Source organism: Mesorhizobium sp. WSM4833 (genome assembly GCF_055811095.1).
This window is the reverse complement of the sequence record NZ_JBVVQG010000006.1, coordinates 61,216-75,463: the sequence shown is the minus strand read 5'-3', so window position 1 is coordinate 75,463 and position 14,248 is coordinate 61,216. Positions and strand designations below refer to the sequence as shown.

The following is a 14,248-nucleotide window of genomic DNA, read 5'->3' as shown; positions in this document are numbered from 1 at the left end:
TGTAACCATCGAAAATGTAACCATCAATGGCGGCTTTGAAAAATGGCGATCAGGAGCGAAGCGTCCGACGCGGCTGAAATTCTCAATCTGGAAAACTTCCTGCCCTACCGGCTCTACCGGCTTGCCGACGCCGTCAGCCGCGAATTTTCGAGGATATACAAGGACAGCCATGGCCTGACGCGGCCGGAATGGCGCACCCTTTCGGGGCTGGGGCAGCATGGAACGATGACTGCGACCGAACTCGGCGAGCAATCGGCTATGCACAAGACCAAGGTTTCACGCGCCGTGGCTGAACTCGAGCGGCGGCGCTGGTTGATGCGGACACCTGATGAGAAAGATCGCCGTATCGAACATCTGACGCTGACCGGAACGGGGCTTGCCGCCTATCGCGAGATGGTGCCGCTGGCGAAGGCGTTCGAACGGGATTTGCTGGCAAGGCTCAGCGCTGAAGAGCGCACGGCGATCACCAGCGGACTGGCTGCATTGGAGACCAGTCTGGTCCCGAGCAAGAGTTAGTCCAAGATCAAGCCAATCACTCTGAACGACGGAGTTCGAGCGAGACTGCGTGGAAACTCCCGAAGCATAGCATTGCTTTCGATTTAATCGTGATTTGCGTTGTCAGGCCGCGTATAATGCCCATCATACCGACAGGAGGACTACGATGAGCATTCGCACATTAAGTGTCCTGGTGACGCTGCTTGTAGGCACCTGCACATTTGCGCAGGCGCAGCAGACAAAGCCGATGTCGATCGAAGTGTTCCCTTTCGAATTGGAGGACAAGAGCGCCGGGGCGGGAATAATTCCCCCGGATGAATATGACAGGCGCTATCTGTCGGAATCAGCACAAGTTGCTAAGGACATGCTCTCCCAGTCTGGGCGTTTTACAGTAATTGATGTGCCGGCGAGGGATACACAGGCTGCGGCGCCGCACGGATTGCGCAACTGCGCTGGTTGTGAAGGCCCGATTGCCAAGGAGCACGGCGCGTCGCTTGCCTTGCTTGGTGTCGTAACGCGCGTCAACCGAACAGAACATACTATGTTCATTCGCATCCTTGACGCCGAAACCGGGAAACATGTTTCGGAGGGGTTTACCGATCTTCGCATGGGTGCGAACTACGCGTGGCCCCGCTCCGTGAAATGGCTGATGAAAAACAGAATTCTGCGTTAGGGCGGCATCTACCAATCCATCACCACCTTGCCGGAACTGCCGCTGCGCATTGCATCGAAGCCGGCTTGGAAATCGTCGATGCCGATGCGGTGCGTGATAAGCCCGGAAACATCCAGCGGCCCCTGCACCAGCGCGATCATCTTGTACCAGGTCTCGAACATCTCACGGCCATAGATGCCCTTGAGATGCAGCATCTTGAAGATGACCTTGTTCCAGTCGATCTCGAATCCGGTCGGCGCAATGCCCAGAATGGCGATCTTGCCGCCGTTGTTCATGGTGTCGATCATGTCGCGGAAGGCGGGGGCTGCGCCCGACATTTCGAGGCCGACATCAAAACCCTCGGTCATGCCGAGTGCCGGCATGACATCGCGCAGCTTTTCCTTGGACGCGTCGACGACATGCTGGACGCCGAGCTTTTTCGCCAGCGCCAGCCGCACCGGATTGATGTCGGTGATGACCACTTTTCGCGCGCCGACGCATTGGGCGACGAGCGCGCCCATGATGCCGATCGGCCCGGCGCCGGTGACCAGCACGTCCTCGCCGACCAGATCGAAGGAGAGTGCCGTGTGCACGGCATTGCCCAACGGATCGAAGATGGCGGCGATCTCGTCCGGCACATCATCGGGGATCGGCACGACGTTGTGCTGCGGGATAGCCAGATACTCACCGAAGGCGCCCGGACGATTGACGCCGACGCCGAGCGTGTTGCGGCACAGATGCCCTCGCCCGGCGCGACAGTTGCGGCAATGACCGCAGACGATGTGGCCCTCGCCCGACACGCGCTGGCCGACCTTGTATTCGGTGACCGCTGCGCCGAAATCGGCAACGGTGCCGACGAATTCATGGCCCGTCACCATCGGCACCGGCACCGTCTTCTGCGCCCACTGGTCCCAATTGTAGATGTGCACGTCGGTGCCGCAGATCGCCGTCTTCTTGATCTTGATCAGCACGTCGTTAGGGCCGATTTCCGGCACCGGCACCTCTTCCATCCAGATGCCTGGTTCGGCCTTGGCCTTCACCAGCGCTTTCATCATGTTCGACATGCTTTTGTCCCTTGAAGCTCTTGTTCCGGAATCGCTTTTCGATTCCGGCTTGTCAGGAAATGACGCCGAGTTCGCGCCCGACGGCGGCGAACGCTTCCACCGCGCGGTCGATATCGGCGCTGGAATGCGCCGCCGACATCTGCGTGCGGATGCGCGCCTGCCCCTTTGGCACCACCGGGAAGGAGAAGCCGATGACATAGATGCCGCGCTTCAGCATGCGCGCGGCCATCTCCTGCGCCAGGCTGGCATCGCCCAGCATCACCGGGATGATCGGATGATCCGCTCCGGCCAGCGTGAAGCCGAGCTTGCCCATTTGCGACCGGAACCGCGCAGCGTTGTCGTAGAGTTTGTCGCGCAGCCCATCGCCGTCCTTGATCAGCTCGAACACCTTGATCGAAGCGCCGGCGATCGCCGGCATCAGCGTGTTGGAAAAGAGATACGGCCGTGAGCGCTGGCGCAACCAGTCGACCACCTGGCTTTTGCCCGAGGTGTAACCACCGGAGGCCCCACCAAGTGCCTTGCCGAGCGTCCCGGTGATGATGTCGACCCTGCCCTCGACGCCGCAATGCTCGGCCGAGCCGCGGCCGTTCTGGCCGACGAAGCCGACGGCATGGCTGTCGTCGACCATCACCATGGCGTCATACTTCTCGGCGAGGTCGCAGACACCCCTGAGATTGGCGATGATGCCATCCATCGAAAACACGCCGTCGGTGGCGATCAACCGGAAGCGGCAGTCCCGGGCTTCCTTCAGGCGCGCCTCGAGATCGGCCATGTCGTTGTTGGCGTAGCGGAAACGTTTGGTCTTCGACAGCCGCACACCATCGATGATCGAGGCATGATTCAAGGCATCCGAAATAATGGCGTCTTCCTCGCCCAGCAGCGTCTCGAACAGGCCGCCATTGGCATCGAAGCAGGAGCCGTAAAGGATGGTGTCTTCCATGCCGAGGAAGGAGGAAATCGTCGATTCGAGCTGCTTGTGCTCTTCCTGCGTGCCGCAGATGAAGCGCACCGATGCCATGCCGTAGCCATAGCGGTCGAGCGCCTGCTTGGCAGCATTGCGCAAATCGGCGCTATCGGCGAGGCCGAGATAGTTGTTGGCACAGAAATTCAACACCTTGTCGCCGCCGACCTCGATCTCGGCCGACTGCGTCGAAGTGATCACCCGCTCCGACTTGTAGAGGCCTGCCGATTTGAGCCCCGCGAGCTCGCTGTCGATGTGGGAGAGGAATGCTGCGGTCATGACCTAGCCTCGTTTGATGTGGGCCGACTGTCGTCTCGTCCGCGCGAAAAATCCATCGCAAAAACGACCGGATCGGTGGCAAGCAGCACGATGCGGCCCCGATGTCGATCATCACGCGGCCGAGGAACGACGCCACGACAAAGGTTCTGGCCGATGACCGCTCAAATGGCGGTACGGTGCTAAACGAGCCGATAACCATTCCGCGATCTTTCCACGGCCGCCCCTTGCCGGACAGCCGTCGATTTCCGGTCCTGTTAACGTTTGCAGTTCAATGGTGCTCATACAAGAATCCCTAGGCAAGAATCCTTAGGCGAGAGGGCCGCCCCCGAAAATGTCGCAGCAGCCGGTGCAAACCGTTTCAGGCAAGCTCATACTGCTGATCAAGGCTGGCTATTGGCTGGCCCTGCTGATCATTGCGGCCATGGTGATCGCCTCCTTCATACTGCTGCAGCAGATGATGGCCACCCAACAGCACAATCACACCTTGCTCGACATCGTCAGCACACAAAAGACGCTGTCGCAGCGCATCGTCTTCCTTGCCAGTGCAACGGGTGCCGGTTCACGCGACAAGCAACCGGCGCTGGTCAGTGCGCTCAAGCAGGCAACGGCGGAGTTCGAGACCAACTACGACCTGCTGCTCGATCAGACAGGAGCCGATCCGCAATCGCCGGCCAAGCTCGACCCGAAGTCGATCGAAAGCGTCCTCTTCGCCAAGCCCTTCCACCTCGACTATTTCTCCGTCGGGCTGATCGCCAATGGCGACCGCCTGATCTCGGCCTATGAATCGCAATTCAGCGGCAATGGCGGTTACAAGGGCGGCGGCGAACGCGTCAATCTCGACGCCTCAGTCGCCAATGCGACCTTGTCGGGTTATGCCGCGCTCGGCCAGCGCATCACTGCCGACGCCGACGACCGCTCCGAGAAGCTGCTCGCTCTCCATCGCACGCTGTTCTACGCCACAATCGGCGTCATCATACTGGTGGCGCTCTTCATCTTCAGGCCGATGTCGAACGCCATCCTGCGCAAGACGCATGAACTGATCGACGCGCGCAATTCCATGGCCTTCATCGCGGTTCATGACGGCCTCACCGGCCTGCACAACCGCACGTTCCTGACCGATCATTTCGACACGCTGATCAAGGGCACGCACCGGCGTCGCGAACGCCTTGCCGTCGTCCAGCTCGATCTCGACCGGTTCAAGCAGATCAACGATACGCTCGGCCACGCCGCCGGCGACTATGTGCTGGTCGTCACGGCACAGCGCATGCGCGATTCCTGCCGGGCGTCGGATCTGTGCGTGCGCCTGGGCGGCGACGAGTTCGTCATGATCCTCGGCGGCGCCGGCGGCACCGAAGACATCAACATGCTGGCGCGGCGCATCCTGGCGCACATCAACGAGCCGATCGTCTTCCAGGGCACGACCATTCTCCCAGGCGCCAGCGCCGGCATCGCGGTCTATCCGATCGACGCCGACAATGCTGGGGATTTGCTGGTCCATGCCGACCTGGCGCTTTATTCCGCCAAGAAGCTTGGCGGTGGCAACTTCTCCTTCTTCTCCGAGGAACTGCGCCGCGAACTCGATTATCGCAAGCAGCTCGAGCACGACATCAAGGTCGCCATCGCGGAGCGGGCGTTCCAGGTCTATTTCCAGCCGCAGGTCTCGCTGACCAACGGCACGATCAGCGGCATCGAGGCGCTGGTGCGCTGGAACCATGCGGAGCGCGGCATGATCCCGCCCGGCGAATTCATCCCGGTCGCCGAGAAATGCGGCTTCATGCCCGAGATCGGCCGCATCGTCATCACCAAGGCGATCAACGAGGCGGCCGAATGGAATCGCGCCGGCATTGCCTTCGGACGGCTTGCCGTCAATGTTTCCGGCACCGAGCTGCGCGAGCACGATTTCGATGCGTTCTTGTTCGAGACGCTGGAAAAGGCTGGGCTGCCGCCGCAAAAACTGTCGCTGGAAATCGTCGAATCCGTCATCCTCGACGACGAAAAGACAGGCATCGCCGCCAAGCTGCGCCACATCAGGGCAGCCGGCGTCCATCTCGAACTCGATGATTTCGGCACCGGCTATGCTTCGCTCAGCCATGTCAACCCGAACGAGATCGACCGGCTGAAGATCGATCGCCGCTTCGTTCAGAACATCCATGAGAATGGCGACAACTCGAAGATCGTGCGCGCCATCACCGAGCTGGCGCGTGGCCTCGGCATCTCGATCGTCGCGGAGGTTGCCGAAACCGAGGCCGAGCTCGATTCGCTGATGGCGATCGGCTGCGACCAGGTGCAGGGCTACTCCATCGCCTTCCCGATGCCGCACGACAAGGCGCTGGAATGGCTGACCGCTCGCATGCCGAAGAAGGCCAAGCTGACGGTGCTGCAAGGAAGCCTGGCATAGGTACGGCCGGGCTGCCTTGACAACCGCGTGTGAAGATGGCCGCCTTGTCGTGATCGCAACAGGGATATCGGGGCTGATGACACCGTTTCGGTTTGCCCTTGCGGCACTGCTGATCTTTGCGGCCCCCGCCCAGGGCGCCGATCGCACCATCTATCTTACCTTCGACGATGGGCCGCTGAACGGCACAAGCAACATCCTCGACGTGCTGGAGGCCGAGCAGGTTCCTGCAACCCTATTCATGGTCGGCATGCACGCACAGGCGAGCGCTGCCAACAGAGCGCTCGTCCAGCGCGCCAAGCAGCTTCCTCTGGTGACGCTCGGCAACCACAGCTACAGCCATGCCTACAATCACTACCGGCATTTCTACGGCGACACCGAGGGTGTCGTCGCCGACATGGTACGGGCAAACGCGGTGCTCGGCTTGAAGCCCGTGGTGCATGCAAGGCTGCCGGGGCGCGACGTGTTCAGGCTGCCCTCCATGTCGAAGAACGACACTTCGCTTGGCCTCGCCCAGGAGGGGCATGAAGAGCCCGACTACGAATTTGTCGCGGCCTCAGGCTTTTATCTCTACGGCTGGGACCATGAATGGGTGCACAAGGACAACGGCGAGCCGGTGCAGAGCGTCGACCATCTGGTCAGCGAGATCGATCATCTGTTCGGCTATGGCCGCTTCGTCAAGCCCGGCAAGCTGATCCTGCTGATGCATGACGAGATGTTTCAGGACGGCTTCGACGGCAAGACGAAGCTGACCAATTTGATCGCCGCGCTGAAGCTGCGCCGTTACGCCTTTGGGGCAATCCAGGGCTACGACGACTGAACCGGTGAGGACGGCAAGTTCTTCAGCGGATGTGCATCGGTACCCGATGCTGTCGCATGGCCGGCAAGGCGTCAAAGCACCTCGATCGATTCCCCGCGCAGCTTGTGCCGACGCAATTTGATGTATGTGCGCAAATTAGGCGTCATCTGAAAGCCCACCAGCTTCGTCTCCTGGAGGGGAGCAGCCCACGCCATCGTCTCGTAGCGGGCGCCGTAACCTTCGATGGTGGCGGCAAGATTTTCGCGGCCCAGATTCCTGGCCAGAGTGGCGCAGGCAGCAACCCTCGAACGAATCGACTGGCCGTATTTGGGCGCAAACGCCAGTCCGCCGTCCGCCAGGTCATCGACCTCATGGGCAAGCGCCAGGAACAGAATGTCCTCGTCGCCGGTCGGCACACCTTTGTCCACAATGCGCTCGGGATCTCCCGTGTCGAATTTCAGTCCGACCACGCGAGCGACAAGACCCTCGACGCGAGGACCGATTTTTTGCTCCAGCCACTGGCGGTGAGCATCGGTTCGCCTGCTGGATTTGCCGTCCGGATACTGGCCTCCGTCATAGGCGGCGTGAAACATAGCAGCGAGGACAAGATCGACGCTTTTGTCGAAATGCGCGACCGACGACGCAGCTCCCACCGCATGGCAGATGAAAGGCCGTCCCGTCTTGCGATAACGGCCGTTGAACATCGCGCAACACACACGATACGCCTTCTGCACCCGGGCGATATCGGCAAGCGGATATCCAGCCTCGTATAGCTGGATGTAAAGCGCCGTGTTGGTCTGGCGCGGAACGAACAGATCTTCTTTGGTCAACTTGTCCCCCCGAACGTTGTTAGGTTTTCCGGCGACTTCTCGCTGCCGAAGCCAGCGGCTTCGGTATTCTTGCACAGATTTTGCAGAAGAGTTGAGCCTGACCTCTCCCCACCAGGATCAGCCGGACAATGGAACGTTACAAATGTGATGAGGGAAGTCCAGTCCAAGGAAATTCTTGGTCCGTCGGGTTCTATCCCCCGACATTGCCCCGCAACACAGCCAGCACCTGCGCGAACTCCGCCAGACGCTCGTCGGTCAATCCCACTCGCAGCCGCTTGTCGAAGACGAGCGCGGCCTTTCGCAGTGTCTCGAACATCGCTTCTCCGGCCTCGGTCAATTCGACCAGATGAACCCGGCGGTTGACGGGGTCGCGGCGGCGCATCAGCAGGCCCTGCGCCTCCATGGCGTTGAGATGATGGGTCAGCGTCGCGCCCTGGATACCGATCATGCCGGCAAGCTCGCGCTGGTTGGCAAGGTTGCTCGACTTGACCGATAGCAGCGTGAGCCAGATCGGCAATGTACCTCCAGCCTCGACCAGGGCAGCATCGAAGGCCTGGGCAACCAGCTTGGCGGTTCGTCCGAGATTCATGCCGACTGGCGGGCGGTCAAAGGGTGTCATTGCAGGACCCTAGACGGTGTCATGCACGGATGGAACTGGCACGACTTTTATATTGACATCTAACCGTTCGATATCTAATCATCTAGAGATGGCGGGCTAAAGAGGAAATCCGGTCATGCAGTATGTCTACATCGTCGTTATCGGTCTTCATGTCATGGCAGGCGTATTCTGGGCGGGCACGACCATCGCGGTCGGCCGTGACCCGGACATCCGGGCGGAACGGTTCTTCCGGCCGCAAATGGGCGCTGCCGGCCTGGTTTTCCTGACCGGCATACTGCTCTGGTATTTCTTTCACGAGGGTGTTTTCGGCTCGATGGAGAAGGTGCTGGCGCTGGGCATCGTGACGGCCCTGATCGCCGCCGGCGTGCAAGGCGCGCTGGTGGGCTCAGCCAGCAGGCAGCTTGCCGGTGCCGATGCGGCAACGGAAAGGCAGTTGCGCGCGAAGATGACAAGAGGCGAGCGCATTGCCGGGGGGCTGTTGGTGCTGACAGTGCTGTGCATGGCCACCGCCAGAATGTTTTGAACGCCGCCACGCGGCACACCCTCACAGAATCGTACGTTGTCTGGCGACGAGCCAATGACGTGCGGGCGCGCGGCCAGACCGAAGTACATGGGCTCTCGTACGCAGGTCCGGCCGCGCGCCACCGATCCTCGCAACGCCCAATTTCAGATCCGCAAGCCGAACCTGATGCCGTCGTAGATGGCGGCATGGATGTTGCGCGAGGCGACCGCGTCGCCGATGCGGAACAGTACAAAGCCGCCTTCTGGATTGCGCTTGGGGAAGATGTCGCCACCGCTCACCAGCCGTTCGTAGTCGACCGCACCGCCATTCTTCGACAGCGGCTTCAGCGAGAGATAGAGATCATCGAGCGGCAACGTACCGTGCTCGACCACCACCTGGTCGACCCTGCGCTCGCCGCGCCAGCCATCGGCGAAATCCGATGCCAGTTCGGCGACCAGTTGGTTGCCCTCGCGGCGCACCGAACGCAGCCGCGTGTTGATGGTGATGGTGACGCCCTTTTCCTGAAAGGCGCGCATATACGGCACATGGTTCATGCCGCCCATTTCCGGGGCAAAGAAACGTTCGGGCGAGACAAGTTCGAGTTTCGAGCCGGCATTGGCGATCAGTTCGGCGGCGCCCATGCCCTGATGGCCGCCATTGTCGTCATAGAGCAGTACATTTTCGGCCGGCTTGACGCTGCCGGCCATGATGTCCCAGCTTGAGGTGACAAGATTGTCGCCGGCCGTCAGCGGCGGGTTCTGCGGCAGGCCGCCGGTGGCGACCACCACCACGTCGGGTGACAGCGCCAGAACATCGTCCTTCTCCGCCCAGGTGTCGTAGCGGATCTCGACGCCGAGCCGGGCGAGTTCAGCCAGCCGCCAGTCGATGATACCGATCAGCTCCTTGCGGCGCGGATTCTGCGTCGCCAGTCGAATTTGGCCGCCGGCCTGGCTCGATGCTTCAAGCACCGTCACCTTGTGGCCGCGCTCGGCTGCGACCCGCGCAACCTCCAGCCCGCCGGCGCCGGCTCCGATGACCACGATTTTCTGCTTCGGTCCTTCGGTCTTGACGATGATATGCGGGATTTCGGCCTCGCGGCCAGTCGCGGCATTGTGGACGCAAAGCGCTTCGCCGCCCTCATAAATGCGGTCGAGACAATAGGTGGCGCCCACGCACGGGCGGATCTCATGCTCGCGGCCCTCCATCACCTTTTTGATGATGTGCGGATCGGCGATATGGGCGCGGGTCATGCCGACCATGTCGAGCTTGCCGGTGGCAATGGCGTGGCGTGCGGTGGCCACGTCGGATATGCGCGCCGCGTGGAAGGTCGGGAATTTCGTCGCCGCCCTCACCTCTCCGGCGAAATCGAGATGCGGCGACGAGCGCATACCGGCCACCGGTATGACCTTGGTCAGCGCCGCGTCGCTTTCGATCGAGCCGCGGATGATGTTGAGGAAATCGACCTTGCCGGAATTGGCCAGCCGCCCGGCGATCTCGATGCCCTCCTGTTTGGACAGGCCTTTTTCGAAATCTTCGTCAGCGACCATGCGGATGCCGACGACGAATTTCTCGCCGACCGACGCACGCACGGCATCAAGCACCATGTTGGTGAAGCGCAGGCGGTTGTCGAGCGAGCCGCCGAATTCGTCGTCGCGATGGTTGGTGGCCGGCGACCAGAAGCCGTCCATCAGATGGCCGTAGGATTCGAACTCGATGCCGTCCAGTCCGGCGGCCTGACAGCGCTGGGCGGCCGAAGCATAGTCGGCGACGATGCGCTCGATGTCCCAGTCCTCGATCGTTTTCGGGAATGCGCGATGCGCCGGCTCACGCACCGGCGAGGCCGAGAGCACCGGCAGCCAGTCGGCCTTGTTCCAGCCGGTGCGGCGCCCGAGATGGGTGATCTGGATCATCACCTTGCAGTCGTGCTCGTGGCAGGCATCGGCGAGCTCGGCCAGCCACGGCACGATCCTGTCGTCATAGACATGCAGATTGCCGAAAGCGGCCGGGCTGTCGCGCGAGACGATCGCCGAGCCGGCGGTCATGGTCAGCGCCATGCCTCCCCTAGCCTTCTCGGCATGGTAGAGCCGGTATCGCTGTTTCGGCATGCCGTCCTCGGAATAGGCCGGCTCATGGCTGGTCGACATGACCCGGTTCTTCAGCGTCAGATGTTTGAGCTGGTAGGGCTGGAGAAGCGGATCGTTGGAGGTCATCGTCTTCCTGCGGTTTCAAATTGTGCTAATGAGCGGCAAAATTCGTTTTCAAGCATGTCGTCCCGAACGCACTCCGGGCACATGCGACAAGGATTGAGCCCATGATCGACACCAAAACACTCACCCAGCTCGGCACCCACGTCGAGACGCCACAGAGCCCCGAAGCAGCGGTCCTGGAGACCGTACCGTTTTCGCGCGGCGACGGGCCGCCGGCGATCGTGCGCTTCACCTGCCCGGAATTCACCTCGCTGTGCCCGGTCACCGGCCAACCGGACTTCGCCCATATCGTCATCGACTACGCACCCGATGCGGCTCTGGTGGAATCGAAGTCGCTCAAGCTGTTCATGACCTCGTTTCGCAACCATGGCGCCTTCCATGAAGACTGCACCGTCATGATCGGCCGCCGCATCGTGGCGGCAACCAAGCCGCTGTGGTTGCGCATAGGCGGCTATTGGTATCCACGCGGCGGCATTCCGATCGATGTGTTCTGGCAAACCGGCGCTCCGCCGGAAGGCGCCTGGCTCCCCGACACCGGGGTGGCGCCCTATCGCGGGCGGGGTTGAGCTCGCCCATCATTCGCACTGATATTGGCTGAGTGCCCATTCGCCGGTCACCGACAACAGGTCCGTGATCTTCCAGTCGCCATCGACCTTCTTGAATTTCCATTCCAGCCGGTGCGGGTTGCCCGATATGACGAAGGCGACGATGACCTTGGCCTGGTCACCGTTGATCGCCTCGAGCGTCTTCAGGCTCTTGTCGATCTCGGCCTTGTCGTAATCGGCATTGTCGAGCGCCATGTTGGGGTCGAGGCACTCGCCCTGCCCGGATTTGCGCAAGGCATCGCTCTTGTCGAGCACGGTTTTGGCTGGATCGATGAAATGGCTTCGCTCGGCCGGATCGATCTCCAGCCCGACCTGATCGTAAAACGGCCGCACAACGGCGGTCGGCGAGCCCGGCTGGATCGGTGCGGCGGGCGCGGCTTCGGCCGGCGACCATCCAACCGGCGGCGTGGCCGGTTCTGCCGCTCCGCCCGGCGCATTTGCGGGCGGTGCAGCGCTGTCGCTCGGCTGGGTGTCGGCCGGGGCGTTTGCCGGCGGCGCACCCAACAAGCCTTGCGCGGCGGCGCCGCTCAGAGCCGCCAGCAGGCACACACCCGACAGTGCCACGAACCGGCGGTGGGCCATCGCTTCACTCCGGCGTCTGGCCGGCCATGCATTCCAGCGCGCTGAGCGTCCAGTCGCTGGTTTTGGAAGCGATGTCCGATATCTTCCACTTGCCGTCGATCTTCTTGAGCGACCAGAGCATTTCACGTTTGGAATCATCGCCTTCCGGAAACAGGCTGAAGGATGCCGTGACCTGTGCGTTGTCGCCATCCTGCTTCTCAGACAGTTTCAGCGTTTTCGAGACGGTTTTCTGATCGAAATCCTGAGCGTCGAGACCAGGATCGAAATCGATGCAGGCGACCTGGTCCGGGTTCTTTTTCGTTGCCTGGTCGTTCAGGTCGAACAGTTTCGTGACCGGTTCGGTGAACCGGTCCCGATATTGTTCGTCGGCCTCGAACTTGACCGCCGGGGCATAGAAGAACTTCACCGCGTCGGACGCCGGTCCGGCGACGGCTCCGGCCGGCAGGGCTATCGAAAGGGCGGCAACGATCACTGTCAGTCGCATGCAGAATCTCCGGCTTTTGACGGCTTGAGCCTATCAACACCACGTATCCTGCATATCGGCTTTTTTGCGGCTCATGAAGTCCCGCAGCACCTTGTTTCAGCCGTCCAGCCAGACGTTCTGAAGGTCCATCTCGAATGTCTGGTGGACACCATAGTTCTTCACCTTCTTGTTCATGTGGCTGTAGAGCTTCTGCCAGAAGGGCTGAATAATGACGCCCGAATCCTGCAGGATCTGCTCGACATCCTTCATGACCTCGCGTCGTTTCTCCACGTCGATGAGCGAAAGCGCCTGCTTGAGCTTGGCATCGAAATCGGGGTTGGAATATGCCGATTCATTCCAGGCCTCGCCGGTGCGATAGCCGAGCGCCAGCACCTGCACGCCAAGCGGGCGCATGTACCAGATCGTCATCGAATAGGGATATTTCGTCCAGTCGTTCCAGAAGGTCGAACCCGGCAGCACCGTGCGCTTCACCTTGATCCCGGCATCGCGCAACTGGCCGGCAATGGCGTCGCCGGTATTCTTCTGCCAATCGTCCTCGATGGTGATCAGCTCATGCTCGAAGTCGGCCTGTCCGGCTTCCGCCATCAGCTTCTTGGCGCCGGCGGCGTCGCGTGTCTTCTTGGGCAGCGCATAGTATTCCGGATGGATCGGGGCGACGTGGTGGTTTTCACCAGGGGTGCCTCGCCCGGCATAACCGAGTTCGAGGACCGCATTGTTGTCGACGGCCATTTGCAGGGCGTTGCGCACCCGCTTGTCGTCATAGGGCTTGTGGGTGATGTTGGTGCGGGCAACCAGCGTCGTCGCCGTCGCCACCTCCGATTTCACCAGATCCATCTTGTCGAGAATGTCGATGAAGTCGGCGGGCGACTCGAAATTGAGGTCGATCTCACCGGATTCGAACGCGTTCACGGTGGCGTTGAAATCGGTGCCGTAGTCGACGAACTCGACGCTGTCGAGCGGCGCCTCACCACCCCACCATTTGCCATTCTCACGACGCTTGACGACCGCCTTCTGGCCGACATCGTAGGAGACAAGTTCGAACGGTCCCGTGCCGATCGGCTTCTTGATCGGATCGGCACCGTCGGCATCGAAGCTGCGATGGACGACGAGCGCCGGATAGTCGGTGAAATTCGGGATCAGTGAAATGTCTGGTTCGCTTAGCTTCAGCTTGACCGTATTGTCGTCGACCTTGGTGATCGCGCCATCCCTGGCCTTGCCGGTCTTTGCGTCGATCAGCGCGCCGACCCGGGCGGCCATGGAATTGCCGGCGACATTCTTCTCGCACCAGCGGGTCAGATTGTGAGCGACGTCATCGGCGTTGAAGGCATCGCCATTGTTCCACGTGATGCCCTTGCGCACATGCAGCACGTATTCGGTGGCGTCGTCGTTGATATCCCAGCTTTCGAGCAGGACCGGCTCGAAGGTGAATTGCCTGGTATAGCGGACAAGCGGCTCCAGCCAGCAGCGCGAAATGTTCGCCAGTTCCACCCAGTCGTAAGTGCGCGGATCCTTCTGTCCCTTCACCGACATCGAGACGCGCAGCGTTCCGCCTTTCTTCGGCTCTTCGGCCAAGGCCCGATCCGGCACGGCAAGGCCGATCATGCCATAGGCAAGAGCCGTCGATGCGCCGAAGGCGCTTGCCAGCGCCAGGAACTCGCGCCGGTCGACACGACCCGCGCGTGCTTCGACAGCCATTGCCTCGATAGCGCTCGGCACGCGATCGCCACTGCTTCTGAAGAATGCCATTTTTTTCTCCCGTCTGGTTCCCTTTGAT

At 61.3% G+C, this 14,248-nt stretch carries 14 protein-coding genes; 6 read left to right on the top strand and 8 right to left on the bottom strand.

All coding sequences use genetic code 11. The annotated features are described in order from the left end of the window. Positions 1 to 42: 42 nt before the first annotated feature. Together AC0L2D_RS13390 and AC0L2D_RS13385 are read left to right on the top strand one after the other, a co-directional pair. The gene (locus tag AC0L2D_RS13390) at positions 43 to 516 is read left to right on the top strand and encodes a MarR family winged helix-turn-helix transcriptional regulator (RefSeq protein ID WP_024505603.1); all 474 of its coding nucleotides are present in this window, start codon (positions 43 to 45) and stop codon (positions 514 to 516) included. 145 nt (positions 517 to 661) lie between these two features. Further along, on the top strand, positions 662 to 1,168 hold the full coding sequence (locus AC0L2D_RS13385) for a DUF2380 domain-containing protein (protein WP_013532320.1): 507 nt from the start codon (positions 662 to 664) through the stop codon (positions 1,166 to 1,168). Positions 1,169 to 1,176: 8 nt separating this feature from the next. Here the strand turns inward: AC0L2D_RS13385 and tdh are convergent, their stop codons facing one another. Next, complete coding sequence (gene tdh / locus AC0L2D_RS13380; RefSeq protein ID WP_013532321.1) at positions 1,177 to 2,211, bottom strand: L-threonine 3-dehydrogenase; 1,035 nt, start codon at positions 2,209 to 2,211, stop codon at positions 1,177 to 1,179. A gap of 52 nt (positions 2,212 to 2,263) precedes the next feature. Next, positions 2,264 to 3,451, bottom strand: coding sequence for a glycine C-acetyltransferase (locus AC0L2D_RS13375; protein WP_473541295.1), 1,188 nt, complete (start codon positions 3,449 to 3,451; stop codon positions 2,264 to 2,266). A 331-nt stretch (positions 3,452 to 3,782) separates the two neighbouring features. Here AC0L2D_RS13375 and AC0L2D_RS13370 point away from each other — a divergent pair, with 331 nt between their 5' ends. Both AC0L2D_RS13370 and AC0L2D_RS13365 read left to right on the top strand, forming a co-directional pair. Next, a complete protein-coding gene (locus tag AC0L2D_RS13370; protein WP_473541293.1) occupies positions 3,783 to 5,849 on the top strand; it encodes a putative bifunctional diguanylate cyclase/phosphodiesterase in 2,067 nt (688 codons plus the stop codon). Positions 5,850 to 5,925: 76 nt separating this feature from the next. Beyond that, positions 5,926 to 6,666, top strand: coding sequence for a polysaccharide deacetylase family protein (locus tag AC0L2D_RS13365; RefSeq protein WP_081714379.1), 741 nt, complete (start codon positions 5,926 to 5,928; stop codon positions 6,664 to 6,666). A 71-nt stretch (positions 6,667 to 6,737) separates the two neighbouring features. Here the strand turns inward: AC0L2D_RS13365 and AC0L2D_RS13360 are convergent, their stop codons facing one another. Beyond that, positions 6,738 to 7,475 carry a hypothetical protein gene (locus AC0L2D_RS13360; RefSeq protein WP_473541291.1) on the bottom strand — a complete coding sequence of 246 codons (738 nt, stop codon included), beginning with the start codon at positions 7,473 to 7,475 and terminating at the stop codon, positions 6,738 to 6,740. A gap of 190 nt (positions 7,476 to 7,665) precedes the next feature. Then, positions 7,666 to 8,094: a MarR family winged helix-turn-helix transcriptional regulator gene (locus AC0L2D_RS13355; protein ID WP_013532326.1), complete on the bottom strand. Its 429-nt coding sequence runs from the start codon at positions 8,092 to 8,094 to the stop codon at positions 7,666 to 7,668. Between the two features lie 115 nt (positions 8,095 to 8,209). On the opposite strand from AC0L2D_RS13355, the gene AC0L2D_RS13350 reads away from it, so the two are divergent. Next, positions 8,210 to 8,617 (top strand): hypothetical protein, encoded by a 408-nt coding sequence (locus tag AC0L2D_RS13350; RefSeq protein WP_013532327.1) that lies wholly within the window; start codon positions 8,210 to 8,212, stop codon positions 8,615 to 8,617. A gap of 143 nt (positions 8,618 to 8,760) precedes the next feature. Here AC0L2D_RS13350 and AC0L2D_RS13345 read toward each other — a convergent pair whose 3' ends face one another. Continuing rightward, positions 8,761 to 10,806, bottom strand: a complete 2,046-nt coding sequence (locus AC0L2D_RS13345; RefSeq protein WP_473541289.1) for an oxidoreductase — start codon at positions 10,804 to 10,806, stop codon at positions 8,761 to 8,763. Between the two features lie 101 nt (positions 10,807 to 10,907). On the opposite strand from AC0L2D_RS13345, the gene queF reads away from it, so the two are divergent. Beyond that, positions 10,908 to 11,369 (top strand): preQ(1) synthase, encoded by a 462-nt coding sequence (queF, locus tag AC0L2D_RS13340; protein WP_063171865.1) that lies wholly within the window; start codon positions 10,908 to 10,910, stop codon positions 11,367 to 11,369. Between the two features lie 9 nt (positions 11,370 to 11,378). Here the strand turns inward: queF and AC0L2D_RS13335 are convergent, their stop codons facing one another. The 3 genes from AC0L2D_RS13335 to AC0L2D_RS13325 all read right to left on the bottom strand — a co-directional run bounded on the left by AC0L2D_RS13335 (position 11,379) and on the right by AC0L2D_RS13325 (position 14,220). Continuing rightward, positions 11,379 to 11,990 (bottom strand): YqhG/Tai3 family protein, encoded by a 612-nt coding sequence (locus AC0L2D_RS13335; RefSeq protein WP_013532329.1) that lies wholly within the window; start codon positions 11,988 to 11,990, stop codon positions 11,379 to 11,381. 4 nt (positions 11,991 to 11,994) lie between these two features. Beyond that, a complete protein-coding gene (locus AC0L2D_RS13330) occupies positions 11,995 to 12,474 on the bottom strand; it encodes a DUF3828 domain-containing protein (RefSeq protein WP_027163240.1) in 480 nt (159 codons plus the stop codon). 96 nt (positions 12,475 to 12,570) lie between these two features. After that, complete coding sequence (locus tag AC0L2D_RS13325) at positions 12,571 to 14,220, bottom strand: ABC transporter substrate-binding protein (RefSeq protein WP_024504821.1); 1,650 nt, start codon at positions 14,218 to 14,220, stop codon at positions 12,571 to 12,573. Positions 14,221 to 14,248 lie beyond the last annotated feature (28 nt).